23 protein-coding genes and 1 other RNA gene are annotated in these 22,972 nt (G+C 73.6%); 13 read left to right on the top strand and 11 right to left on the bottom strand.

All coding sequences use genetic code 11. The annotated features are described in order from the left end of the window. The first annotated feature begins 77 nt into the window (after positions 1-77). The 4 genes from FQ330_RS08745 to FQ330_RS08730 all read left to right on the top strand — a co-directional run bounded on the left by FQ330_RS08745 (position 78) and on the right by FQ330_RS08730 (position 4,548). Positions 78-2,270 (top strand): glycosyltransferase family 4 protein, encoded by a 2,193-nt coding sequence (locus FQ330_RS08745; RefSeq protein WP_146356815.1) that lies wholly within the window; start codon positions 78-80, stop codon positions 2,268-2,270. Beyond that, entirely contained in the window at positions 2,267-3,304 is a 1,038-nt protein-coding gene (locus tag FQ330_RS08740) for a glycosyltransferase family 2 protein (RefSeq protein ID WP_146356813.1), read from the top strand. Before FQ330_RS08745 ends, FQ330_RS08740 begins: the two co-directional genes overlap by 4 nt. Continuing rightward, entirely contained in the window at positions 3,301-4,017 is a 717-nt protein-coding gene (locus FQ330_RS08735) for a polysaccharide deacetylase family protein (protein WP_146356811.1), read from the top strand. Before FQ330_RS08740 ends, FQ330_RS08735 begins: the two co-directional genes overlap by 4 nt. 72 nt (positions 4,018-4,089) lie before the next feature. Beyond that, entirely contained in the window at positions 4,090-4,548 is a 459-nt protein-coding gene (locus FQ330_RS08730) for an adenylyltransferase/cytidyltransferase family protein (protein ID WP_146356809.1), read from the top strand. 9 nt (positions 4,549-4,557) lie between these two features. On the opposite strand, the gene FQ330_RS08725 is transcribed toward FQ330_RS08730, so the two are convergent. Next, positions 4,558-6,045: a helix-turn-helix domain-containing protein gene (locus tag FQ330_RS08725; protein ID WP_146356807.1), complete on the bottom strand. Its 1,488-nt coding sequence runs from the start codon at positions 6,043-6,045 to the stop codon at positions 4,558-4,560. A 151-nt stretch (positions 6,046-6,196) separates the two neighbouring features. Between FQ330_RS08725 and aceA the strand changes: the two genes are divergently transcribed. Together aceA and aceB are read left to right on the top strand one after the other, a co-directional pair. Next, a complete protein-coding gene (gene aceA, locus FQ330_RS08720) occupies positions 6,197-7,495 on the top strand; it encodes an isocitrate lyase (protein ID WP_146356805.1) in 1,299 nt (432 codons plus the stop codon). Between the two features lie 26 nt (positions 7,496-7,521). Beyond that, entirely contained in the window at positions 7,522-9,162 is a 1,641-nt protein-coding gene (gene aceB, locus FQ330_RS08715) for a malate synthase A (RefSeq protein ID WP_146356803.1), read from the top strand. Positions 9,163-9,234: 72 nt separating this feature from the next. On the opposite strand, the gene FQ330_RS08710 is transcribed toward aceB, so the two are convergent. Both FQ330_RS08710 and FQ330_RS08705 read right to left on the bottom strand, forming a co-directional pair. Beyond that, complete coding sequence (locus tag FQ330_RS08710; protein ID WP_128188473.1) at positions 9,235-9,495, bottom strand: zf-HC2 domain-containing protein; 261 nt, start codon at positions 9,493-9,495, stop codon at positions 9,235-9,237. Next, positions 9,492-10,127, bottom strand: coding sequence for a sigma-70 family RNA polymerase sigma factor (locus FQ330_RS08705; RefSeq protein ID WP_146356973.1), 636 nt, complete (start codon positions 10,125-10,127; stop codon positions 9,492-9,494). Before FQ330_RS08705 ends, FQ330_RS08710 begins: the two co-directional genes overlap by 4 nt. Positions 10,128-10,189: 62 nt before the next feature. On the opposite strand from FQ330_RS08705, the gene aroA reads away from it, so the two are divergent. The 4 genes from aroA to FQ330_RS08685 are packed head-to-tail and all read left to right on the top strand — an operon-like array spanning position 10,190 to position 14,037. Beyond that, a complete protein-coding gene (gene aroA, locus FQ330_RS08700) occupies positions 10,190-11,500 on the top strand; it encodes a 3-phosphoshikimate 1-carboxyvinyltransferase (RefSeq protein ID WP_146356801.1) in 1,311 nt (436 codons plus the stop codon). A 7-nt stretch (positions 11,501-11,507) separates the two neighbouring features. Further along, positions 11,508-12,548, top strand: coding sequence for a ribosome small subunit-dependent GTPase A (rsgA, locus tag FQ330_RS08695; RefSeq protein WP_146356799.1), 1,041 nt, complete (start codon positions 11,508-11,510; stop codon positions 12,546-12,548). 22 nt (positions 12,549-12,570) lie between these two features. Beyond that, on the top strand, positions 12,571-13,347 hold the full coding sequence (gene hisN, locus FQ330_RS08690; protein WP_225792771.1) for a histidinol-phosphatase: 777 nt from the start codon (positions 12,571-12,573) through the stop codon (positions 13,345-13,347). A 45-nt stretch (positions 13,348-13,392) separates the two neighbouring features. Next, the gene (locus FQ330_RS08685; RefSeq protein ID WP_146356795.1) at positions 13,393-14,037 is read left to right on the top strand and encodes a methyltransferase domain-containing protein; all 645 of its coding nucleotides are present in this window, start codon (positions 13,393-13,395) and stop codon (positions 14,035-14,037) included. A 1-nt stretch (position 14,038) separates the two neighbouring features. Here FQ330_RS08685 and FQ330_RS08680 read toward each other — a convergent pair whose 3' ends face one another. Beyond that, complete coding sequence (locus tag FQ330_RS08680) at positions 14,039-14,518, bottom strand: VOC family protein (protein ID WP_128188467.1); 480 nt, start codon at positions 14,516-14,518, stop codon at positions 14,039-14,041. Positions 14,519-14,565: 47 nt separating this feature from the next. Between FQ330_RS08680 and FQ330_RS08675 the strand changes: the two genes are divergently transcribed. The 3 genes from FQ330_RS08675 to FQ330_RS08665 are packed head-to-tail and all read left to right on the top strand — an operon-like array spanning position 14,566 to position 16,255. Further along, positions 14,566-14,856, top strand: a complete 291-nt coding sequence (locus tag FQ330_RS08675) for a rhodanese-like domain-containing protein (protein ID WP_146356793.1) — start codon at positions 14,566-14,568, stop codon at positions 14,854-14,856. A gap of 1 nt (position 14,857) precedes the next feature. Next, complete coding sequence (locus tag FQ330_RS08670) at positions 14,858-15,403, top strand: TetR/AcrR family transcriptional regulator (RefSeq protein ID WP_146356791.1); 546 nt, start codon at positions 14,858-14,860, stop codon at positions 15,401-15,403. Positions 15,404-15,454: 51 nt separating this feature from the next. Beyond that, positions 15,455-16,255, top strand: coding sequence for an SDR family NAD(P)-dependent oxidoreductase (locus FQ330_RS08665; protein WP_146356789.1), 801 nt, complete (start codon positions 15,455-15,457; stop codon positions 16,253-16,255). A 26-nt stretch (positions 16,256-16,281) separates the two neighbouring features. Here the strand turns inward: FQ330_RS08665 and FQ330_RS08660 are convergent, their stop codons facing one another. The 7 genes from FQ330_RS08660 to FQ330_RS08630 form a co-directional block, all read right to left on the bottom strand. Next, positions 16,282-17,649 carry an aldehyde dehydrogenase family protein gene (locus FQ330_RS08660; RefSeq protein WP_146356787.1) on the bottom strand — a complete coding sequence of 456 codons (1,368 nt, stop codon included), beginning with the start codon at positions 17,647-17,649 and terminating at the stop codon, positions 16,282-16,284. 79 nt (positions 17,650-17,728) lie between these two features. Continuing rightward, positions 17,729-18,099: a transfer-messenger RNA gene (gene ssrA / locus FQ330_RS08655) on the bottom strand. Between the two features lie 108 nt (positions 18,100-18,207). After that, positions 18,208-19,236 carry a 6-phosphofructokinase gene (locus FQ330_RS08650; protein ID WP_128188462.1) on the bottom strand — a complete coding sequence of 343 codons (1,029 nt, stop codon included), beginning with the start codon at positions 19,234-19,236 and terminating at the stop codon, positions 18,208-18,210. Positions 19,237-19,323: 87 nt separating this feature from the next. Next, positions 19,324-19,800 (bottom strand): SsrA-binding protein SmpB, encoded by a 477-nt coding sequence (gene smpB / locus FQ330_RS08645; RefSeq protein ID WP_128188461.1) that lies wholly within the window; start codon positions 19,798-19,800, stop codon positions 19,324-19,326. A gap of 65 nt (positions 19,801-19,865) precedes the next feature. Then, positions 19,866-20,780: a permease-like cell division protein FtsX gene (ftsX, locus tag FQ330_RS08640; RefSeq protein WP_146356785.1), complete on the bottom strand. Its 915-nt coding sequence runs from the start codon at positions 20,778-20,780 to the stop codon at positions 19,866-19,868. Then, a complete protein-coding gene (ftsE, locus tag FQ330_RS08635; protein WP_128188459.1) occupies positions 20,777-21,505 on the bottom strand; it encodes a cell division ATP-binding protein FtsE in 729 nt (242 codons plus the stop codon). The genes ftsX and ftsE overlap by 4 nt, the downstream gene beginning before the upstream one ends. A 58-nt stretch (positions 21,506-21,563) precedes the next feature. Then, complete coding sequence (locus tag FQ330_RS08630; RefSeq protein WP_146356783.1) at positions 21,564-22,964, bottom strand: 4-hydroxyphenylacetate 3-hydroxylase N-terminal domain-containing protein; 1,401 nt, start codon at positions 22,962-22,964, stop codon at positions 21,564-21,566. Positions 22,965-22,972 lie beyond the last annotated feature (8 nt).

Below are 22,972 nucleotides of genomic sequence, written 5' to 3'. Positions count from 1 at the left end.
GCGAGTCGGACTCGCAAGCCGCGCAGGTCACGAGAGCGGAGCACGAGATGCCCACAGCCGAGGGTCGGCGGCCGGAGATGACCCGCCTCCGCATCCTCGTCGGCGCGTACGCCTGCGGGCCGTCCGACGAGCCCGAGGCGAGCGCCGGCTGGGCGTTCGCGACCGCGGCCGCGGCGACCCACGACGTCTGGGTCATCACGCGCCGCCGCTTCGCGCCGGCCATCGCCGAGGCGCTCGCCGCCGACCGGGAGCTCGCGCGCCACCTGCACGTCGTCGCGATCGACCTGCCCGAGCGCGTCATGGCGCGCAAGCGCCGCCCCCGCGACCTCTACTGGTACTACGCGCTCTGGCAGGCGAAGCTCGCGCGCACCGCGGTGCGCCTCCACGCCCGCCACCGGTTCGACGTCGCGCACCACGTGACCTTCGCGAACGACTGGCTGCCGTGCGGGCTCACCGCGCTGCGCGACGTGCCGCTCGTGTGGGGCCCGGTCGGCGGCGCGACCCGCATCCCGGTCTGGCGGCTCCGCCGCTGGCTCGGCGCCAGAGGGGTCGCCACCGAGGTCGTCCGCACCGTCGCCACCACGCTGCCCCGGGCGGTCTTCGGCGACGGCACCGCCCGACGCGCGGCGCTCGTGGTCGCGCAGAACGGCGACGTCGCGCGGCGGTTCCGCCGCGCGCGGCGGGTGGTGGTCGAGCCCAACGCGGCGCTCGACCTCACGGCGCTGCCGGCACGCGCACGCCGCGAGCCGGAGGGGCGGATGCGCGAGGCCGTCGCCGTCGGACGCCTCATCCCGCTCAAGGGCGTCTCGATCGCGCTCGCCGCGCTCGCCAGGCCCGCGGCCTCGCACTGGCGCCTCACCCTCTACGGCGAGGGGCCGCTGCGCCGCGCGCTCGAGGCGGAGGCGGAGCGCCTCGGCCTCGGCGACCGGGTGCGGTTCGCCGGCCACGTGCCGCGCCGCGAGGCACTCGAGGCGATGGCGCGCGCGGACGCGCTGCTCTTCCCCTCGATGCACGACCAGGCGGGCTGGGCGGTCGCGGAGGCGAGCTCGATGGGCACGCCCGTCGTCTGCCTGCCGCTCGGCGGCCCACCGCTGCTCGCCCAGCCCAACGGCTTCGTCGCGAGCCTCGAGGGCGACGTCGTCGCGAGCGTCGTCGAGCAGCTCGCGCTCGCGGGCGACGCCACCGGCGTCCCGCACGAGCGCTGGTCGCGGGAGCGGCTCGCGCCCCTCGTCGACGGCTGGTACCGCGGCGCCGCGAGCCCCGCCCGGCACCGGCCGGTCCGCGTCCTCGAGTCGGTCAAGGCCATCCGTCCCACCACCAACCCCTACCTCGCGCAGCTGCTCGCCGAGCTCGACGGCCGCCCCGATGCGGCCGTCGAGACCTTCAGCTACCCGCGCGCGCTCCTCGGCCGCTACGACGTCTTCCACGTCCACTGGCCCGAGGTGCTGTTCGGCGGCCATCGCACCCCCGGCCGCCTCGCGCGCAGGAGCCTCACGACCCTGCTGCTCGCGCGCCTGACGCTCACGCGCACGCCCATCGTGCGCACGTGGCACAACACCGAGCGCCCCCAGGAGCTGTCGCGCTGGGACCACGCGCTGCTCGACGCCGTCGACCAGCGCACGACCGGGGTCATCCGGCTCAACGAGACGACCGCGGTGCCGCTGCGCGTGCCCGTCCACACCATCCCCCACGCGCACTTCCGGGACTGGTTCGGCGAGCACGAGACGCTGCCGGCGACGCCGGGCCGGCTCGTGTCGGTCGGGCTGATCCGCCGGTACAAGGGCACCGAGCAGCTGCTCCGCGCCTTCCGCGAGTGCCGCACGCCCGGCGCGACGCTGGCGATCGCCGGCAGGCCGACCTCCGACGACCTCGCGCGCACGCTCGAGGAGCTCGCCGCAGGCGACGACCGCATCGAGCTCTCGCTGCGCTTCCTCGACGACGCCGACTTCGTGCGCGCCATCACCGGCGCATCCCTCGTCGTGCTGCCGTACCTGCACATGCACAACTCCAGCGCGGCGCTCGCGGGCCTCTCGCTCGACCGCCCGGTGCTCGTGCCCGACAACGCCGTCAACCGCGCGCTGGCCGACGAGGTAGGACCGGGGTGGGTGCACCGCTTCGAGGGCACGCTGACCGGTGCCGCGATCGATGCCGCGCTCGCCGAGCTCGCCGCGCATCCGCCCGAGGAGCCGCCCCGGCTGGCGGCCCGCACCTGGTCGTCGAGCGCCGAAGCGCACGTCGAGGCCTTCCGCACCGCGGCGGGGCTCCGATGACGGTGCAGCGCGTCCGCGGGCGCCTCGAGCAGGCCGAGGCGGCGGCGCCCCGCGCCCGGCACGCCGCGCCCCTGGGCCGGCCCGTGCTGACCGTCGCCATCCTGACCTTCCGGCGACCCGAGCAGCTGCGCGCCAACCTGCAGGCGGTGAGCCTGCGGGTGCGGGAGGCGCTCGAGGCCGTGGAGCCGCGCATCCTCGTGGTCGACAACGACCCGGCGGGCTCGGCCCGGCCCGTCGTCGACGCGGTGCGGCGCGACGCCGAGGCATCCCACGGCATCCGCATCGCCTACGCGCACGAGCCGCGCCCGGGCATCCCCGCCGCCCGCAACCGGGCGCTCGACGAGAGCGCCGGCTCGCGGCTGCTCGCGTTCATCGACGACGACGAGATCCCCCAGCCGGGCTGGCTCACGGCCCTCGTCGACGTCTGGCGCGAGTCGGAGGCGGATGCGGTGATGGGCCGGGTGGTCGCGCAGCTGCCCGAGGGCGTCGAGCCGTGGGTCGCCTCGAGCGAGTTCTTCCACCGCGCCTCCCGCGAGACCGGCACCCTGCTGCCCGCCGCCGCCACCGGCAACCTGCTCCTCGACCTCCGCTCGGTGCGGCGCGCGGGCCTGCGGTTCGACGAGTCGCTCGGCCTCACCGGCGGCGAGGACACCATCTTCACCCGCTTGCTCGTGCGCGCCGGCGGCCGGATCGTCTGGTGCCAGGAGTCGGTGACCCTCGACCCGGTCGTCCCGGAGCGCACGACGCGCGACTGGGTGCGGCGGCGCGCGTTCGCGCACGGGAACACGCTGCAGCACACGCGGGAGCGACTCGCCCCCACGCCCGCGCTGCGCGTGCGCGCGCGCCTCGGGGGCCTCGCCGGCGGTCCCGCGCGCATCGTGCTCGGCGCCGCCAGGCACGCCTGGGGCGTGTGCACGCGCGACCCGGTGCGGCAGCAGCGCGGCGAGAGCCAGGTGCGCCGCGGGTGGGGCGTGCTGACGGCGGCGATGGGCCACCGGTTCGAGGAGTACCGCAGGCGGGAGGCGGAGCGATGAGCGTGGGAGCTGCCGTGCACGGGGTGCTGCGCCGCCACGTGCGGGCGATGGGCTCGGTGGTCGGCGTCGACACCGACCAGCCGGTGGTGGTGCTGACCTACGACGACGGCCCGGAGCCGCCGCAGACCGAGCGGGTGCTCGACGCCCTGGCCGAGCGCGGCGCGCACGCGACCTTCTTCATGCTGAGCGCGAGGGCGCGGCGCCTGCCGTGGCTCGCGCGGGCGGTGATCGCGGAGGGCCACGAGGTGGCGCTGCACGGCATCGACCACCGGCCGCTCAGCGGGCTCACCCCCGAGGAGATCACGCGCCGGACGCTCGACGGCAAGGCCCAGCTCGAGGACGTCGCCGGCGCGCCCGTGCGATGGATGCGACCGCCGTACGGCCGGCAGTCGCCGCGCGCCTACCACGCCATCCGGCGGGCGGGCGTGATGCCCGTGCTCTGGGGCGGCACGAGCCTCGACAGCGCCGACACCACGAGCGACGGGCGGGTCGCGAGCGCCATGCGCAACGCCCGACCGGGTCTCATCCTGCTCGGGCACGACGGCCGGGCCGGCGCGGAGGACGGCGTCGACGACGGCGACATCCCGGCGTTCGACCGAGGCGCGCTCACCGCTCGGCTGCTGGCGGGCTTCGCCGAGCGCGGGCTGTCGGGCACGTCCCTCGAGCGCGCGCTCGAGCGCGGCCGGCCTCGGCTCGGGGCGTGGTTCGCGTGAGGCGCTCGCGTCCCGCCCGTGCGTGCCCTACGCTGATGTAACACTGTTTGCAAACGGGGATCGGAGGAGCGGATGAGCCAGCGCATCGGCTACGCCGCAGGCGCCTTCGACCTGTTCCACGTCGGCCACCTCAACGTGCTGCGGCACGCGCGCGAGCACTGCGACGTGCTCATCGCCGGCGTCGTGAGCGACGAGATGCTGCTGCAGGTCAAGGGCGTCGAGCCCGTGATCCCCACGCTCGAGCGCGTCGAGATCGTGCGCTCCATCCGCTTCGTGGACCGCGTGCACGTCGAGACGGTGCCCGACAAGCTCGACACGTGGCGCGAGGTCGGGTTCACGCACTACTTCAAGGGCGACGACTGGCGGGGCACCGAGCGGGGCCTGCGGCTCGAGCGCGAGCTCGGCGCGGTGGGCGTCGAGGTCGTCTACTTCCCTTACACGGCGCACACGTCGAGCACGGCCCTGCGGCGCGCGCTCAGCCTGCTCGAGGGCACGGCGGATGCGTCGCCCGCCCTCGCCCAGCACTCCTGACGCCGGGGGCTACGCCCGCGACGCGAGGAAGCTGTAGACCTCGGTCTCGTCGACGCCCGGGAAGGCGCCCGGCGGCAGCGCGGCGAGCAGGTGCGAGTGCGCCCGCGCGCTCGGCCACGCCTGCCCGGCCCAGGCCTCGGCGAGATCGGCAGGCGGCGTGCGGCAGCACGAGGGGTCGGGGCAGCCCGAGATCGACCGCTCCTTCGTGCCCCTCCCCCGGAACCACTTCGCCTGCGCGAACGGCACGCCGATCGAGAGCGAGAACTCCCCCGACGGGCTGCGCTCGGTCATCGCCGTGCACCAGAAGGTGCCCGCCGGCGTCTCGGTGTACTGCTCGAAGGCGTTGACCTTGTCGGCGACGTCGAACACCTCGCGGCTCGTCCAGCGCTTGCAGACCGGCTGCCCCTCGATGGCGCCGGTGTGATCGGAGGGGAAGGTCACGCCGTCGTTCTCGTAGGCCTTGTAGATGATCCCCGACTCGTGCACCTTCTGGAAGTGCAGCGGGATCCCGAGGTGCACGGTCGCGAGGTTCGTCAGCCGGTGCGCGGCGGTCTCGTACGAGACGGCGAAGGCGTCGCGCAGGTCCTCGACCGCGAGCTGCCGCTCCTCCTTCGCGGCGCGCAGGAACTCGACGGCGGTGCGCTCGGGCATGAGCAGGGCCGCCGCGAAGTAGTTCGTCTCGATGCGCTGCCGCAGGAAGGCGCCGTAGTCGGCGGGCACCGAGTGCCCGAGCACGTGGTGCCCGAGCGCCTGCAGCAGCACCGACCGCGGGTCGTGGCCGATGCGGGAGGAGCGCGAGAGGTAGATGCGCCGGCGCTTGAGGTCGGTCACCGAGCGCGTCGAGTGCGGCAGGTCGCCGACGTGGTGCACGGTGAAGCCGAGCCGCTCGACGATCGCCGCGATGAGGTGCTGCGAGAGCGGCCCCGACTGGTAGCCGACCTTCTCCAGCATGCGCGCCGCCGCAGCCTCGATCTCGGGGAAGTGGTTGTCGCGCGCGCGCATCTCGGCCCGCAGCTGCGTGTTGGCGCGCCGCGCCTCCTCGGGCGTCGCGACCCGCTCCTCGGCGACCCGGTCGAGCTCGTCGACGAGCGCGAGCATCGTCTCGAGCACGTCGTCGGGCGTGCGCGGGCCGATGCGCATCGTCGGCAGCCGCTTCTGCTGCCAGGTCGACGACTGCATGGCGCGCTCGAGCCGCAGCTCGAGCTCGGCGCGCCGCGACGGCGGTTCGGTGCCCGTGAGCTGCTCGAGGCTGACGCCGTAGAGGGCCGCAAGCTGCTGCAGCTGCGAGAAGCGCGCCTCGCGCTTGCCCGTCTCGAAGCCCGACAGCTGCGACGGCGCGAGGCCGATGGCGTCGTGCACGGCGTCGAGCGTGAGCCCGGCCTGCTTGCGCGCGTGCCGCAGCGCCTTGCCGAGCTGCAGCGCGTCGACCTGCGTCGGCGCGGGCGCCGAGCGCGCGGGTCGGTCCCAGGTGGCGGATGCGGTGCCTCGCTCGGTCATGCGAGCACCATACGCCAGTTCTGCGGGATCTGGCAGAAGTGATGATCTTCACCGTGCAAATCGCCGCTCGCAGTGCAGTTCTGCACGCACAGTGGTGGCACGACCGGACGCCGAGGGCGCAGGAGCCCCGGCGCGACAGCAGGAGGACACCATGACCGAGCAGCACGACACGACGATGGCCACCGAGGCGGCCGAGCTCGAGCTCGAGTGGGCGGCGGACGCCCGCTGGAGCGGCATCGCCCGCGACTACAGCGCCGCCGACGTCATCCGCCTCCGGGGCTCCGTCGTCGAGGAGCACACGCTCGCCCGCCGCGGCGCGGAGCGCCTCTTCGACCGGCTGCACGCCGACGAGCAGCCGGTGCGCGCGCTCGGCGCCCTCACCGGCAACCAGGCGGTGCAGCAGGTGCGCGCGGGCCTCGAGGCCATCTACCTCTCGGGCTGGCAGGTCGCGGCCGACGCCAACCTGTCGGGCCAGACCTACCCCGACCAGTCGCTCTACCCCGCCAACTCTGTGCCCGCGGTGGTGCGCCGCATCAACAACGCGCTGCAGCGCGCCGACCAGATCGAGCGCAGCGAGGGCCGCCGGGCCGTCGACGACTGGCTCGTGCCGATCGTCGCCGACGCGGAGGCCGGCTTCGGCGGACCGCTCAACGCCTTCGAGCTCATGCGCTCGATGATCACCGCCGGCGCCGCGGGCGTGCACTGGGAGGACCAGCTCGCGAGCGAGAAGAAGTGCGGGCACCTCGGCGGCAAGGTGCTCATCCCCACCCAGCAGCACGTGCGCACGCTCAACGCCGCGCGCCTCGCGGCCGACGTCGAGGACGTGCCGACCGTCATCATCGCCCGCACCGACGCCGAGGCGGCGACGCTCCTGACGAGCGACGTCGACGAGCGCGACCGCCCGTTCCTCACCGGCGAGCGCACGAGCGAGGGCTTCTACGAGGTGCGGAACGGCATCGAGCCGTGCATCGCCCGCGGCCGCGCCTACGCCGAGTACGCCGACCTGCTCTGGATGGAGACGGGCAAGCCCGACCTCGAGGTCGCCCGCCGCTTCGCGGAGGGCATCAAGGCCGAGTTCCCCGACCAGCTGCTCGCCTACAACTGCTCGCCGTCGTTCAACTGGCGCAAGCACCTCGACGACGACCAGATCGCCGCGTTCCAGCGCGAGCTCGGCGCCATGGGGTTCCGCTTCCAGTTCATCACCCTCGCGGGCTTCCACGCCCTCAACCACTCCATGTTCGACCTGGCGAAGGGCTACGCCGAGCGGCACATGACGGCCTACGTCGACCTGCAGGAGCGCGAGTTCGCTGCGGAGGCAGACGGCTACACCGCTACGAAGCACCAGCGCGAGGTCGGCACCGGGTGGTTCGACCTCGTCGCCACCGCTCTCAACCCGAGCTCCGGCACGCTCGCGCTCGCCGGCTCGACCGAGTCCGAGCAGTTCCACTGATCCGCACCCACGTCAGGAGCCAGACCATGGACATCACGCGCATCCGCATCACCGCCCACGCCCCCGGTCAGGACCGGGTGCTCACCGACGAGGCGCTCGGCTTCCTGCTGCAGCTGCACGACGCGTTCGAGTGCACGCGCCAGCAGCTGCTGCAGGACCGCCGCCGGCGCCGCGCCGCGTTCGCCGACGGCGACAGCCCCCGCTTCCTCGAGTCGACGCGGCGCATACGCGAGGACGCGAGCTGGCGGGTCGCCCCGCCCGCTCCCGGCCTCGAGGACCGCCGCGTCGAGATCACCGGCCCCATCGAGCGCAAGATGACCATCAACGCGCTCAACTCGGGCGCGAAGGTGTGGCTCGCCGACTGCGAGGACGCCTCGAGCCCCCTGTGGCGCAACGTCATCGCGAGCCAGGTGAACCTGCAGGACGCGATCCGCGGCAGCATCGCCTTCACGAGCCCCGAGGGCAAGGAGTACAAGGTGACGGCCCCCGAGACGCCGACGATCGTCGTGCGGCCGCGGGGCTGGCACCTCGACGAGCACCGCATCCTCGTCGACGGCAGGCCCATGTCGGGATCGCTCGTCGACTTCGGGCTCCACGTCCTCCACAACGCCGACGACCTCATCGCCGCCGGCCGGGGCCCGTACTTCTACCTGCCGAAGCTCGAGAGCCACCACGAGGCGCGGCTCTGGAACGACGTGTTCGTCATGGCGCAGCAGCTGCTCGTGCTGCCGCAGGGCACGATCCGGGCCACCGTGCTCATCGAGACGATCACGGCGGCGTTCGAGATGGAGGAGATCCTCTTCGAGCTGCGCGAGCACTCGGCGGGCCTCAACGCCGGCCGCTGGGACTACCTGTTCTCGATGATCAAGGCGTTCCGGCTCCGCGGGCCGGAGTTCGTGCTCCCCGACCGCGCACGGCTCACGATGACGGCGCCGTTCATGCGCGCCTACACCGAGCAGCTGGTGCGCGCATGCCACCGCCGCGGCGCGCACGCGATCGGCGGCATGGCGGCCTTCGTGCCGAGCGCGAAGGACCCAGAGGCGACCGAGCGCGCGCTCGCGGCGGTCGCGAGCGACAAGGCGCGCGAGGCGGGCGACGGCTTCGACGGCTCGTGGGTCGCGCACCCCGGCCTCGTCGAGACCTGCCGGAGCGCGTTCGACGCGGTGCTCGGCGACCGCCCCAACCAGCTCGAGCGCACCCGCGAGGACGTGCCGGTCGACGGCGCGGCGCTCATCGACCTCTCGACCACCGAGGGCGACATCACCGAGGCGGGGCTCCGCTCGAACATCGAGATCGGCATCCGCTACATGGAGGCGTGGCTGCGCGGCCACGGCGCCGTCGCGATCCACTCGCTCATGGAGGACGCCGCGACCGCCGAGATCTCGCGCTCGCAGGTCTGGCAGTGGATCCACAACGAGTCGGCCACCGCCGACGGCCGCACGATCACGCGCGAGCGCTGCGAGGCCATCGTCGACGAGCTGGCCGCGGGCTTCGACCGGAACCCGGGCAACCGCTACCGCGAGGCCATCGCGCTGTTCCGCGAGATCGCGCTCGAGGAGACCTATCCGGCCTTCCTCACGCTCGCCGGCACCGAGCGCTACCTGGGCGACGGCGCCGAGCGGCCGATCACCGGCCCCATCCCGGTGCAGGAGCGCGTCGCGGCCTGAGCGGCGCGGGTGCAGACCGGCGACGGATGCGCGGGGCGGGGTCCGAGGGATCCCGCCCCGTCGCGTTTCGTGTCAGGCGTGGCTCGCCTTCGCGGCCCGGAGGCTCTCGAGCAGCTTCGCTCGCAGCTCCTCGGGGGCGCGGTCCTTGCAGGCGCCCTGCAGGGCGGCGGTCAGCATCTCGCCGACGTGGTGCTCGGCCGAGCACTCCTCGCACTCCGCCAGGTGCGCACGCACATCCGCGGCGTCCTCGGCGCAGAGCTCGTGGTGCAGGTACTCCTCGAGGGCGGCACGGGCCTCGGTGCAGTCCTTCGTGGCCTGGGGCGTCTCGCTCACGGCTTCTTCTCCTTCACGATGGTGTCCTGCACGGCGATGCCCTGCTCCCGGGCGTAGTCGGCCAGCAGGCCTCGCAGCAGCTTGCGGCCGCGGTGCAGGCGGCTCATGACGGTGCCGACGGGGGTCTCCATGACCTCGGCGGTCTCGGCGTAGCTGAGCCCTTCGACGTCGACCCAGTAGACCGCCATGCGGAAGTCGACGGGCACCTGCTGCAGTGCGTCCTTCACGATCCCGGAGGGCATCCGGTGGATCGCCTCGGCCTCGGCGCTGCGCGACGACATGGCGGTGAACGACTCGGCGTCGCCGATCTGCCACTCCTCCAGGTCGTCGAGGGGCGCCTCGAACGGCCTGCGCTGCTGCTTGCGGTAGGTGTTGATGTAGGTGTTGGTCTGGATGCGGTACAGCCACGCCCGCAGGTTCGTGCCCTGCTGGAACGAGTCGTACGCGGCGTAGGCCTTGAGCAGGGTCTCCTGCACGAGGTCGGCGGCGTCGGCCGGGTTGCGCGTCATGCGCATGGCGGCCGCGTAGAGCTGGTCGGCGTACTGCATCGCCTGCTCCACGAAGTCGTCGCGCTTGGCCTCGTCACGCTGCTCGTCCATCGCGGGCGAGTCTAGTGTCGCCGTCGGCGCCATGACCGTCGTCCCTGCCACCGGCCCCTCCTCCGCTGTACTGCCCGACCGATAGATTGCAACCGATGAGCCCGCTCGAGCATTCCCGCCCCTGGACCGCGCCGACCGCGACCGCGCGCCTCGACGCCCGCGTGCAGCTGCCCGGCTCGAAGAGCCTCACGAACCGCGCGCTGCTGCTGGCGGCCCTCGCCGACGCGCCCTCGACGCTGCACCGGCCGCTGCGCAGCCGCGACGCGCAGCTCATGACCGCGGGGCTGCGCGCGCTCGGCGCCGACATCCGCGAGGCGCCCGGCGACGGCCGATTCGGCCCCGACCTCGTCGTCGCCCCTGGCCCCGTCGTGGGCGGCGCATCCATCGACTGCGGGCTCGCCGGCACGGCGATGCGCTTCCTGCCGATCATGGCGGCGCTCGGCGACGGCCCGGTCGCGTTCGACGGCGACCCGCACGCGCGGAAGCGCCCCATGGACCAGACGATCGGGAGCCTGCGCGGCCTCGGCGTGCGCGTCGACGCCGACGAGCCGCGCCTGCCGTTCACCGTGCACGGCGCGGGCGGGGTGCGCGGCGGCGAGCTCGAGATCGACGCGAGCGCCTCGAGCCAGTTCGTGTCGGCGCTGCTCCTCGTCGCCGCCCGCTTCGACGAGGGCCTCACGCTGCACCACCGGGGCGAGCGGCTGCCGTCGCTGCCGCACATCGAGATGACGCTCGCGGCGCTGCGGCAGCGCGGCGTCGACGCCCGCGCGATCGGCGAGGCCTCGTGGCGGGTCGAGCCCGGCCCGATCGGGGCGCTCGACGAGCGCATCGAGCCCGACCTGTCGAACGCCGCGCCGTTCCTCGCGGCCGTGGTCGCGGTGGGCGGCCGAGTCGTGCTCGACGGCTGGCCGGACGGGACGACGCAGGTGGGGCGGCTGCTGCCCGAGCTGCTCGCCCCGTTCGGCGCGACGTCGTCGGTCGCCGACGGCTCGCTCACGATCGAGGCCGTCGGCGGCGAGATCCCCGGCGCGACGCTCGACATGCACGCCGCGGGCGAGCTCGCGCCGACCATCGTGGCGCTCGGCGCGCTCGCGTCGGGCCCGGTCGAGGTGACCGGCATCGGCCACATCCGCGGGCACGAGACCGACCGGATCCAGGCCCTCGTCGACGACATCGCCGCGCTCGGCGGCTCGGCGACGGCGCTGCCCGACGGCATCCGCGTGGAGCCGGCACCCCTGACCGGCGGCCCGTGGCGCGCCTACGACGACCACCGCATCGCGACCGCCGGCGCGGTCGTGGGCCTCCGCGTGCCGGGCGTCGAGGTCGACGACATCGGCGCCACCGCCAAGACCATCCCGGAGTTCCCGGAGCTGTGGGCCGCGATGCTCGCGGGCGAGCTGGAGTGAGCCGCGCATGAGCTGGATGACCGAGCACGAGGACCCGTACGAGCAGTACGACGAGTCGAGCGTGCGCGAGCGCCCGAACCCGAAGGCCAACCGGCCGCGCTCGAAGCAGCGCCCCGAGCACGAGGACGCCGTCACCGGCATCGTCACCGCCGTCGACCGCGGCCGGTACACGCTCGCGGTGCGCATCGACGAGCAGGACGAGGCGATCGTCACCGCCGCCCGCGCGCGCGAGCTGCGCAAGCAGGCGATCGTCGCCGGCGACCGCGTCGACGTCGTGGGCGACACCACCGGCGAGACGGGCTCGCTCGCTCGCATCGTGCGCATCCAGCCGCGCACGACCGTGCTGCGCCGCTCCGCCGACGACACCGACGTGGTCGAGCGGGTCATCGTCGCGAACGCCGACGTGCTCCTCATGGTCGTCGCCGCCGCAGACCCCGAGCCGCGGCCGCGGCTCGTCGACCGCTACCTGGTCGCGGCGCTCGACGCCGGCATCACGCCGATCATGGTCGTGACGAAGACGGATGTCGCCGACCCCGAGCCGTTCCTCGCGAACTTCGCCGGGCTCGACATCGAGGTGTGGCGCTCGTCGATCGACGACCCGCCCGTCGAGGCGCTCCGCGAGCGGCTCGACGGCCACACGACCGTCGCGGTGGGGCACTCGGGCGTCGGCAAGTCGACGCTCGTCAACGCGCTCGTGCCGGAGGCCAGGCGCGCCGTCGGCCATGTGAACGCCGTGACCGGCCGCGGCCGCCACACCTCGTCGTCGACGGTGTCGTTCAAGCTCGGCTCCGGCTGGATCATCGACACCCCGGGCGTGCGCTCCTTCGGGCTCGGCCACGTCGCCACCGCGAACGTGCTGCGCGGCTTCCCCGACCTCGCGGAGGTCGCCGAGGACTGCCCGCGCGGCTGCACGCACCTCGTCGACGAGCAGTACTGCGAGCTCGCGATCGCGGCCGCGGACGGCCGCCTCGAGCCGCGCCGCGTCGACTCGATGCAGCGCATGCTCGGCACGCTCGTCGCCGCGCGCGAGCAGCGCCACCAGGAGTGACGCGCCGCCGTACGCTGGGATCGTGACCGGCTACGACGACGACCTCGACCTCGCCCTGCGCCTGGCGGATGCTGCCGACGCCATCTCGATGGAGCGCTTCGGCGCGCAGGACCTCGAGGTGACGACGAAGGCCGACACCACCCACGTCACCGACGCCGACCGCTCGGTCGAGCAGCGCATCCGCGCCGTGCTCGCCGAGGAGCGCCCCGACGACGCGATCTTCGGCGAGGAGTTCGGCACCTCCGGCGACGCGAGCAGGCAGTGGATCATCGACCCGATCGACGGCACCGCGCACTTCCTGCGCGGCGCGCCCATCTGGGCGACGCTCATCGCGCTCGCGGTCGACGGCCGCCCGGTCGTGGGGGTCGTCTCCTCCCCCGCGCTCGGCGCGCGCTGGTGGGCCGCCGAGGGGCAGGGCGCGTGGACCGACCCCGCGCGGCCGCGGCCCATCCGGGTCTCGGGCGTCGGCGCGCTGTCGGATGCGGTGCTGTCGTACAACGCCATCCAGGGCTGGGACGGCGCGGGCCGGATCGACGACCTCGTCGCGCTGCAGCGCGACGTCTGGCGCGCCCGCTCCTACGGCGACGCGTGGAGCTACATGCTCCTCGCGGAGGGCAAGGTGGATGCGGTGGCGGAGTTCGACCTGCAGCCCTACGACATGGCCGCGCTCGTGCCCGTCGTGCAGGAGGCCGGCGGCACCTTCACCTCGGTCGACGGGCAGCCGGGGCCCTGGCACGGCTCCGCCCTCGCCACCAACGGGCGCCTGCACGACGCGCTGCTGGAGCGGCTCGCGCGCTGAGGCGAGGTGCTGTCGCGCGGGCCGCGGCGCGCGCATACTGGCGCCATGGCCGAGTGCTGCGACTCGCGCGGGTGCGCCGAGGAGTTCGACGCCGCGTTCGCCGAGCGGATGGCGGCGCGCTACCGCCGGCGCGGCCTCACCCGCGCCGAGCGGCGCCTCGTCGACTTCCTCGCGGCCGACGGCGTGCGCGGCGCGACGGTGCTCGAGATCGGCGGCGGCGTGGGCGAGATCGGGCTCGAGCTGCTGCGCCGCGGCGCCGAGCGCTGCACGACGCTCGAGCTGTCGTCGGCCTACGACGAGCAGGCGGCGCGGCTCGCCGCCGATGCGGGCATGGCCGACCGGGTGCGGCGGCGCATCGTCGACCTCGCCGCCGAGCCCGAGGCGGTCGAGCGGGCCGACCTCGTGGTGCTGCACCGGGTCGTGTGCTGCTACCCCGACGCCGGGCGACTGCTCTCGGCCGCGGCCGGCCGCTGCCGCCGGCGGCTCGCGTTCACGCATCCGAGCCGCGATCCCGCGTCGCGCGTCGTCTCGGCGATCGAGAACGCGCTCGCGGGCGCCCGCGGCATCCGCTACCGCTCCTTCCTGCACGCGCCGAGCGCCATGCTGCGCGCGCTCGAGGAGGGTGGGATGCGTGCGGTGCTGCCCGGCCGCGGGTGGCCGTGGCGGGTGCAGGGCCTCGTCGCGGCCTGAGTCAGCCCGCGGCGGCCGCCTGGAGCGCCGCGACGTCGAGCTTCTGCATCGTGAGCATCGCGCGGGTGACCTCCGCCGAGCGCGGCGTCTGCATGAGCTCGCCGAGCTGCTTCGGGATGACCTGCCACGAGACGCCGAAGCGGTCGCGGCACCAGCCGCACTGGGACTCGGCACCGCCGTCGGCGATCAGCCCCTCCCAGAGCCGGTCGACCTCCTCCTGCCCGTCGACGGTGACCGAGATCGACACGGCCTCGGACTGCGGGAACTGCGGCCCGCCGTCCAGCAGCTGGAAGGGGGCGCCGCCGATCGTCAGGTCGACCGTGAGGGCCTCGCCGGCGGGCGCGTCGCCGGGCCACGGGTTGTCGCCGGCCGGGATCCGCAGCACGTCGGTGATCTGCGAGCCCGGCACGAGCGAGACGTAGAGCTCGGCGGCCTCCTCGATGCGGCCGTCGAACCAGAGCACTGTGCGCACGTCGGTCATGGGGGCCATGATGCTCCTCGGCGCGCGCCTTGGGTAGCCTCGGATCCATGCGCGAGATCACGCCCGCCGAGGCCGCCGCCCTGCCGATCGTCGACGTGCGGGAGCCGCACGAGTGGCAGGCGGGGCACGCCGACGGCGCCATCCACATCCCGATGAGCGAGATCGTCGCCCGCGTGGCCGAGGTGCCCGACGGCGCGGCGATCATCTGCCGCTCCGGCGCCCGCAGCGCCCAGGTGGTCGCCTACCTCGCGCAGCAGGGGCTCGATGCGGCGAACGTCGAGGGCGGCACGCTGCGCTGGGCCGCCGAGGGCCGGCCGATGACCGGCCCCGTGGTCTGAGGTGGCGCGCTCCCCCGCCGACTCCGACGCGATCGCCCGGGCCGCGGCCCGGCTGTTCGTCGACCGCGGCTACGCCGCGACGACCGTGCGCGACATCGCGGCCGCGGCCGACGTCGATCCCGCGGTCGTCATCCGCCGCTTCGGCTCGAAGGAGGCGCTGTTCCTGCGCACCATGGAGTCGGAGGAGCTCGCGCGGGCATGGCGGGCGACGCTCGACGGCCCGCTCGACACCTTCGGCGAGCGGTGCGCCGCGGCGCTGCTCGACAGCCGGCAGGACACCCAGGGCGTCTTCCTCGCACTGCTGCGCGCGAGCGACGCCGAGGGCATCGGCTCGCGGCTGCGCGACGCGCACGAGGAGCGCTTCGTGGCGCCGCTGCGCGAGCGGCTGGGCGGCGGCGACGCCGCCGACCTCCGCGCGCGGCTCGCCGCGGCCGCGGCCGGCGGGCTGCTCTACGCCCTGTGGGCGGTGGGCGACGAGGCGCTCGACGCCGATCGGGACGCGCTCGTGCGCTGCTACGGCGCGGTGATCCAGGCGGCGATCGCGTAGCATCGCCTCGAGGCGTCAACTTAGTTGACAGTTCACTCGAGGAGGAGACCCATGGAGATCACCCAGCGCACCTTCGTCGTCACCGGCGGCGGCAACGGCATCGGCCGCGAGGTCGTGCTGCAGCTGCTGCGCCGCGGCGCGCGCGTCGCAGCCGTCGACCTGAGCGAGGACGGTCTCGCCGAGACCGCGCGGCTCGGCGCCGCGGGCGACCGGCTCTCCACGCACCGGCTCAGCGTCGCCGACCGCGCCGCCGTCGAGGCGCTGCCCGAGGCGGTGCTCGCCGCGCACGGCCAGGTCGACGGGCTGCTCAACGTCGCCGGCATCATCCAGCCGTTCCAGCGCATCGGCGAGCTGCCCTTCGAGCAGATCGAGCGCGTCATGCAGGTGAACTTCTGGGGCGTCGTGCACACCGTGAGCGCGTTCCTGCCCCTCCTGCGCGCGCGGCCCGCCGCGTCTGTCGTCAACGTCTCGAGCATGGGCGCGCTCGCGCCGGTGCCCGGCCAGTCGGCGTACGGCGCCAGCAAGGCGGCCGTCAAGCTGCTCACCGAGGGCATGCACGCCGAGCTCGAGGGCACACCGGTCGCCGTCACGGTCGTCTTCCCCGGCGGCGTCGGCACGAACATCACCGGCAACTCGGGCGTCACCATGCGGCGCACCGCCGATGCCTCGGCGTCGGCCGGCTCGCTCACGAGCCCCGAGGACGCCGCGCGGCAGATCGTCGATGCCGTGGCCTCCGGCGCGCCCCGCGTCGTCATCGGCAAGGACGCCCGGGCGCTCGACCGGCTCGCGCGCCTCATGCCCGCGAAGGTCGGCGGCATCATCGCCAAGAAGATGCGGGGCCTGCTCGACTGAGCAGACCCCGCAGCGCTCGCGCCGGCTCAGCCGACGACGAGCTTCTTGTTCATGAACTCCTCCATGCCGTGCGGGCCCAGCTCGCGGCCGAAGCCCGAGCGCTTCGTGCCGCCGAAGGGCATGTCGACGTCCTCAGAGCCGGCGCCGTTGATCGACACCATGCCGGCGTCGAGCCGGTCGGCGACCGCGAGGGCGAGCTCGGGGTCGGTGCACCAGACGCGCGCGCCGAGGCCGAAGGGCGTGCCGTTCGCGATGCGCACGGCGTCGTCGACGTCCTTCGCGCGGTAGACGGTGCCGACGGGCCCGAAGAGCTCCTCGCGGTAGGCCTGCATCTGCTCGGTCACACCGCCGAGCAGCGCGGGGGCGACGCGGGCGTCGCCGCCGTCGTCGAGCGAGCCGGCGAGCACCTCGGCGCCCTCGGCGACGGCCGACGCCGTCTGCTGGCGCAGCCGCTCGGCGGCGGCCTGCGACGACAGGGGACCCACGAGGGCGTCCTCGTCGCCGGGCTCCCCCACCGGCACCGCGGCGATCGCGGCGCCGAGCCGCGACGCGAAGTCGTCGTAGAGCTCGTCGAGCACGATGAAGCGCTTCGACGCGTTGCAGGACTGGCCCGAGTTCTCGAGCCGCGTGTCGACCGCCGCCTGCACCACGGCATCCATGTCGTCCGCCGACAGCACCACGAAGGGGTCGGAGCCGCCGAGCTCGAGCACGACCTTCTTGAGGTGGCGGCCGGCGACCTCGGCCACGGCCGCGCCGGCGCGCTCCGAGCCGGTCAGAGAGACGCCGCGCACGCGCGGGTCGGGGATGACGATGTCGGCGATCTGCTCGTTCGTCGCGAAGATGTTCTCGTACGCGCCGGCCGGCAGGCCCGCCTCGGCGAGGATCTCGGCGATCGCGGTCGCCGACCACGGGCACTGCGGCGCGTGCTTCAGGAGCACCGTGTTGCCGAGCATGAGGTTCGGGAAGGCGAAGCGCGCGACCTGGTAGTACGGGAAGTTCCAGGGCATGATGCCGAGGATCACGCCCTGCGCCGACTTGCGGATGCGCGCGTCGACGCCGGAGCGCACCTCGAGCACCTCGTCGGCGAGGAAGGCCTCGGCGTTGTCGACGTAGTACTGCACGATCTCGCCCGAGAACTCCGCCTCGGCGATGCCCTGCCCGAGCGGCTTGCCCATCTCGGTGCGGATGATCTCGGCGAGCTCCCGCGAGCGCGACGCGAACGCGTCGGCCGCCCGGCCGAGGATCGCCGCGCGCTCGGCCATCGGCGTCGTGCACCACGGCTCGTACGCCGCGTCGGCGCGCTCGATCGCGGCGCGGATCTGCTCGTCGGTCGCCGTCGGGAACTCCTTGACGACCTGGCCGGTGTAGGGGTCGGTGACCCGGTACTCGCTCACGCTGCCTCCTCGCAGGATCGGATGATCCCAGCGTACTGGGGCGGCGGCGAGGGACTCTCACAGCGTGCGACTCGACCGATGGTGGAGATGGGGGGAATCGAACCCCCGTCCAACGCTCGGACCGTGCGGCTTCTCCGGGTGCAGCTCAGGGGTGGCGTTCTGCTCGGCTCCGACCTTTGTCCTGAGCACCTAGGTCGACGAGCCCAGTCACAGGAAAAGTCCCGCGATGCCCTGTGACGCAGCATCGCAGCAAGCCCTCTTCATGACGCCAGGGTCCGGAGCGAGGGCGTCTCCGGTCTGACGGACTTCAGGCTCGCTTAGGCAGCGAGGGCGAAGTCGGTGCGCTTTGCGTTGGCACCTATGGGTTTGCAGGGGGCGTTGAAGAGATGACCCTGCATCCTCTACCCGCTTCCCGCAGCGACTGAGACGATGTCGAAACCGATCATCCCCGTGCTGGGTGCGAGTCGCACGCTGTGGAGTTGTCAAGGCCGGATGCGTCCGGCGCGCTGGCGGGGCCAGCCCACCATGGTACCGCGTCGGGCCGTCGGCCGGCAAACGTCAGCCGAACAGCAGCTCCGCCTCGCGGTAGCGGTGGTCGGGCACGCGCTTGAGGTCGCCGAGCGCATCCGCCATCCGCACGCGCACGATGTCGGTGCCGCGCAGCGAGACCATCGAGCCCCACGCCTCGTCGGTGATCGCGTCGATCGCGGCGAGGCCGAAGCGGGTCGCGAGCACCCGGTCGGCGCCGCTCGGCGCGCCGCCGCGCTGGATGTGGCCGAGCACGGTCGCGCGCGACTCGATGCCGGTGCGTTCCTCGATCATCGGCGCGATGACCTCGCCGATGCCGCCGAGGCGAGGGCGGTTGAAGGCGTCGAGCCCCTTGCGCGAGTACTCCTCCTCCATCCCCTCGAGCTTGAAGCCCTCGGAGACGACGACGAGCGGCGCGCGCCGGCGGTCGTAGACCGACTGCACGTACTCGCAGATCCACTCGATCGAGCGCGGCTGCTCGGGGATGAGGGTGACGTGCGCGCCGGTCGCGATGCCGGTGTGCAGCGCGATCCAGCCGACGTGCCGGCCCATCACCTCGAGCACCATGCAGCGCATGTGCGAGTCGCCGGTGGTGCGCAGGCGGTCGCCTGCCTCCGTGGCGATCTGCACGGCGGTGTCGAAGCCGAACGTGTAGTCGGTGGCGTCGAGGTCGTTGTCGATCGTCTTCGGCACGCCCACGATCGGGATGCCGTCCTCGGCGAGGCGGTTGGCCGCCGCGAGGGTGCCCTCGCCGCCGATCGCGATCACCGCGTCGATGCCGAGCCGCTCGAGCGTCGCGGCGATCCTCACCGGCCCGCCGTTGGGGCCCTCGTAGGGGTTCGTGCGGCTCGTGCCGAGGATCGTGCCGCCGATGCGCGACGTGCCGCGCACCGACGAGCGGTTGAGCACGCGCACATCGCCCTCGACGAGGCCTCGGTAGCCGTCGCGGATGCCCACGAACTCGAGGCCGTGGTGCACCATGCCGGTGAGCACGGCGGCGCGGATGACTGCGTTGAGTCCGGGGCAGTCGCCGCCGGATGTGAGGATGCCGACTCGCATTTCGCCTTCCACCGGAGGGCCCTGGGTGAATCCTGCCGGTGCCGACCATTCAACCCGTCGGCGCATGGCGATGTCGAACCGGTGCCGCTATTCGTTGAGGCGGTTCCTCGTGCGCATCGCCCGCTCGGCCTCGCGCTTGTCCTGCCGCTCGCGCAGCGCGTGGCGCTTGTCGTACTCCTTCTTGCCCTTCGCCACGGCGAGCTCGACCTTCGCCCGGCCGTCGGAGAAGTAGAGCGACAGCGGCACGAGCGTGTAGCCGCCCTGCGCCACCTTGGCGGCGAGCTTGTCGATCTCGTCGCGGTGCAGCAGCAGCTTGCGCTTGCGGCGCGGCGGGTGGTTCGTCCAGGTGCCCTGGCCGTACTCGGGGATGTGCACGGCGTCGAGCCATGCCTCGCCGCGGTCGACGTAGGCGTAGCCGTCGACGAGCGACGCGCGCCCTGCCCGCAGCGACTTCACCTCGGTGCCGGTGAGCACGAGGCCCGCCTCGATGCGGTCCTCGATCGTGTAGTCGTGGCGCGCCTTGCGGTTCTGCGCCACGACCTTCTGGCCCTGTTCGCGAGGCATGGCGTGCTCCTGGGGTGTGCGGTCGTCGGATGCCCGGACGGGCAGCCGACCAGTCTAGCGCGCGATCAGATCCTGAGGTACCGGCGGATCGCGACCGCTGCGGCCACCCCGGCGAAGAGCACGCCGATCCCGACGAGCACGGGCGCCACCACGAGCGCGTCGTCGATCGTGACGATCGCGATGGTCTGCAGCATCGGGGCCACGTAGCCCTGCAGGAAGAAGTGCACGAGCGCCACCACCGATCCGGCGGCGAGCACCGCTCCGATGAGCGCCGCGACCACCCCCTCGATGATGAACGGCGTCTGGATGAACCGGTTCGACGCGCCCACGAGCCGCATGATCCCGAGCTCCCGCTTGCGCGAGAAGGCGGAGAGGCGGATGGTCGTGGAGATCAGGAGCACGGCCGCGACGAGCATGAGCACGGCCACGCCGATCGCCGCGAGGCTCGCGGTGTTGAGCACCTGGAAGATCGGCTCGAGCAGCGCGCGCTGGTCGCGCACCTCCAGCACCCCCGGGAGCGCCGAGGTCGCCTCCCGGATGAGGTCGGCGTCCTGCGGCGACGTGGGGCGCACCCACAGCGCCTCGTTCATGGTCTCGGGGCTCGCGAACTCCGCGCTCGCGGTGCCGCTGAACTGCTCCATGAAGTGCTCGTAGGCGAGCTGGCGGTCCTCGAACTCGACTGCGGCGACGTACGGCTCGATCGCGCCGCTGTCGAGCACGTCGCGCACCGCCTGCACCTGCTCCTCGGTGGCGGCGGTCTGCGTGCAGGTCGCGGTCGAGTCGACCGGCCCGCAGAAGTAGATCCCCACCTGGGCCCGGTCGTACCAGAAGCCCTTCATCTGGTTGATCTGCATCTGCAGCAGGATCGCCGCGCCCACGAACGAGAGCGAGATGAACGTGACGAGCACGACCGAGACGACGACCGAGAGGTTGCGGCGCAGGCCGTTCCAGACCTCGTTGGCGATCAGCTGGAGCCTCACGCGGTCTCCTCCTCGAGCTCGTCGACGCGCAGCTCCTCGAGGTGCCGGCGGTAGCTGCCGTGCGCCTCGTCGCGCATGATGCGGCCGGCGTCGAGCTCGACGACGCGCTTCTGCAGCTCGTCGACGATCGACGCCTCGTGCGTGGCCATGACGACCGTCGTGCCGCCCTCGTTGATGCGGGCGAGCAGCGCCATGATGCCCGCGCTCGTCGAGGGGTCGAGGTTGCCGGTGGGCTCGTCGGCGAGCAGGATCGGCGGGCGGTTCACCACCGCGCGGGCGATCGCCACGCGCTGCTGCTCGCCGCCGGAGAGCTCGTGCGGCAGGCGGCTCGCCTTGCCGGCGAGGCCGACGATCTTCAGCACGTCGGGCACCGCCTCCGAGATGAAGCCGCGGCTCTTGCCGATCACCTGCAGCGTGAACGCGACGTTCTCGTAGACCGTCTTGTTGTTCAGCAGGCGGAAGTCCTGGAAGACGACGCCGAGGTTGCGGCGGAAGAAGGGCACGCGGCGGCTCGGCAGCGCCTTCAGCCGCTGGCCGAGCACGTGCACCTCGCCGCTCGTGGGGCTCTCCTCGCGCAGCACCATGCGGATGAGGGTGCTCTTGCCGGAGCCGGAGGCGCCGACGAGGAAGACGAACTCGCCCTTGAGGATCTCCAAGGAGACGCCGTCGAGGGCTGGCCGGGCCTTGCGGGAGTAGGTCTTCGAGACCTCGTCGAAGCGGATCATGGCCTGTCGAGGGTATGGGCGGGCCCGGCCCGCGGCCGCGTACCGCCCCGGCGCGGCGCTAGTTCTGCCAGGCGTCGAGGCGCCCGGTCGCGCGCGCGTGCCCCAGGATGCCGACGTGGGTGCGCTCCGGCTGGCCCCAGTGGCTGCGCTCGTACAGCTCGTGCCGGGCGCCGAAGCCCGAGGCGACCGCGTCCCACAGGGCCCCGAAGACCGCCAGCCGCTCCGTCGCATCCGCCCCGCCCGAGCCGCGCAGCAGCCGCGCCGCGTCGGGGTGGTCGGCGAGCGCGCCGGCGGGCAGCGGCAGGTGCGCGAGGCCTGAGGCCAGGGCCGTCTGCAGCAGCGCGCGCATGCGGCCGTAGGCGTCGGGCGCGAGCGCCGAGAAGGCGAGCGCCGGCTCGACCGCCGGTCCCCACGCGCGCCCGGCAGGGTCGTCGTCGCCGACCGGCCCCGCCTGCTCGATCATCGCGTCGCGCAGCCCCGCGACCGTGTGCCGCAGCGCGATGACCTCGCCGAGCGCCGCCTGCACGCCGCGCAGCTCGCCCGTGCCCATGATCTCCGTGGCCCGCACCGCGAGCCCGGCGATCCACTCGAGCTTGGCCTCGAGCCGTGTCGCCGACTGGAAGGCCAGCCGCGCGTTCCAGCCGACGGCGCCGCGGTTGTGGGCGAGCATCGTCTCGGCGTCGCGGATGAGCACGTCCTCCCACGGCACGAGCACGTCGTCGAAGACGACGAGCGCGTCGTGCTCGGCGAAGCGCGTCGCGAGCGGCTGGTCGTCGCGCGCGGGCGTGCCGCGCGTGTAGAGCGTGATGCCGGGCGCGCCGACCGGCACCGTCGCGGCGATCGCGAAGTCGTCGTCCTGCACCTCGCCGCCGAAGTGCGACACGAGCAGCCGCTGCGCGGTCGCGGCGCCGGTGACGACCGCCTTCGCGCCGCGCAGCACGACGCCCTCGTCGGTCTCGCGCACGACGTGCAGGAAGATGTCGCCGACCTCGTCGGGCGGCAGGTCGCGGTCGACGGGCGGGTTGACGAGCGCCTGCGCGTAGTGCGTGACCGCGGCGGCGTCGCGCGCGAGCGTGCCGCGCACGCCGTCGGCGAAGCGGCCGTAGGACGAGGCGTGCGCGGCCATCGACGTGAGCACCGACGCGAGCGTCTCGGGCGTGCGGCCCATCCACCCGTGCGTCGTGCGCTGCCAGGCGCGGATCGCGTCGCGCTGCCCCCGGAGGTCGTCGCGCGAGCGCGGGATCGCGTAGAACGCATGGGTGCGCACGCCGTCGACGACCGTCGTCAGCGCATCCGCCTCATCGCCGTGCAGGCGGTCGTAGAGCGAGGCGATGGTGGATGCGGCGCCGGCGAAGGCGGGATGGTCGGCGACGCGCTCGACGCGCGCGCCGTCGTGGACGACCGCCCGCCCGTCGTCGAGGCTCGCGAGGTAGTCGCTGCCCGTCTGCGGCTCGGTCATGGCGCTCC

The sequence above is a fragment of the Agrococcus sediminis genome (assembly GCF_007923295.1).
Taxonomy (GTDB): Bacteria; Actinomycetota; Actinomycetes; order Actinomycetales; family Microbacteriaceae; genus Agrococcus; species Agrococcus sediminis.
This window is presented reverse-complemented; position numbering and strand designations above follow the sequence as displayed.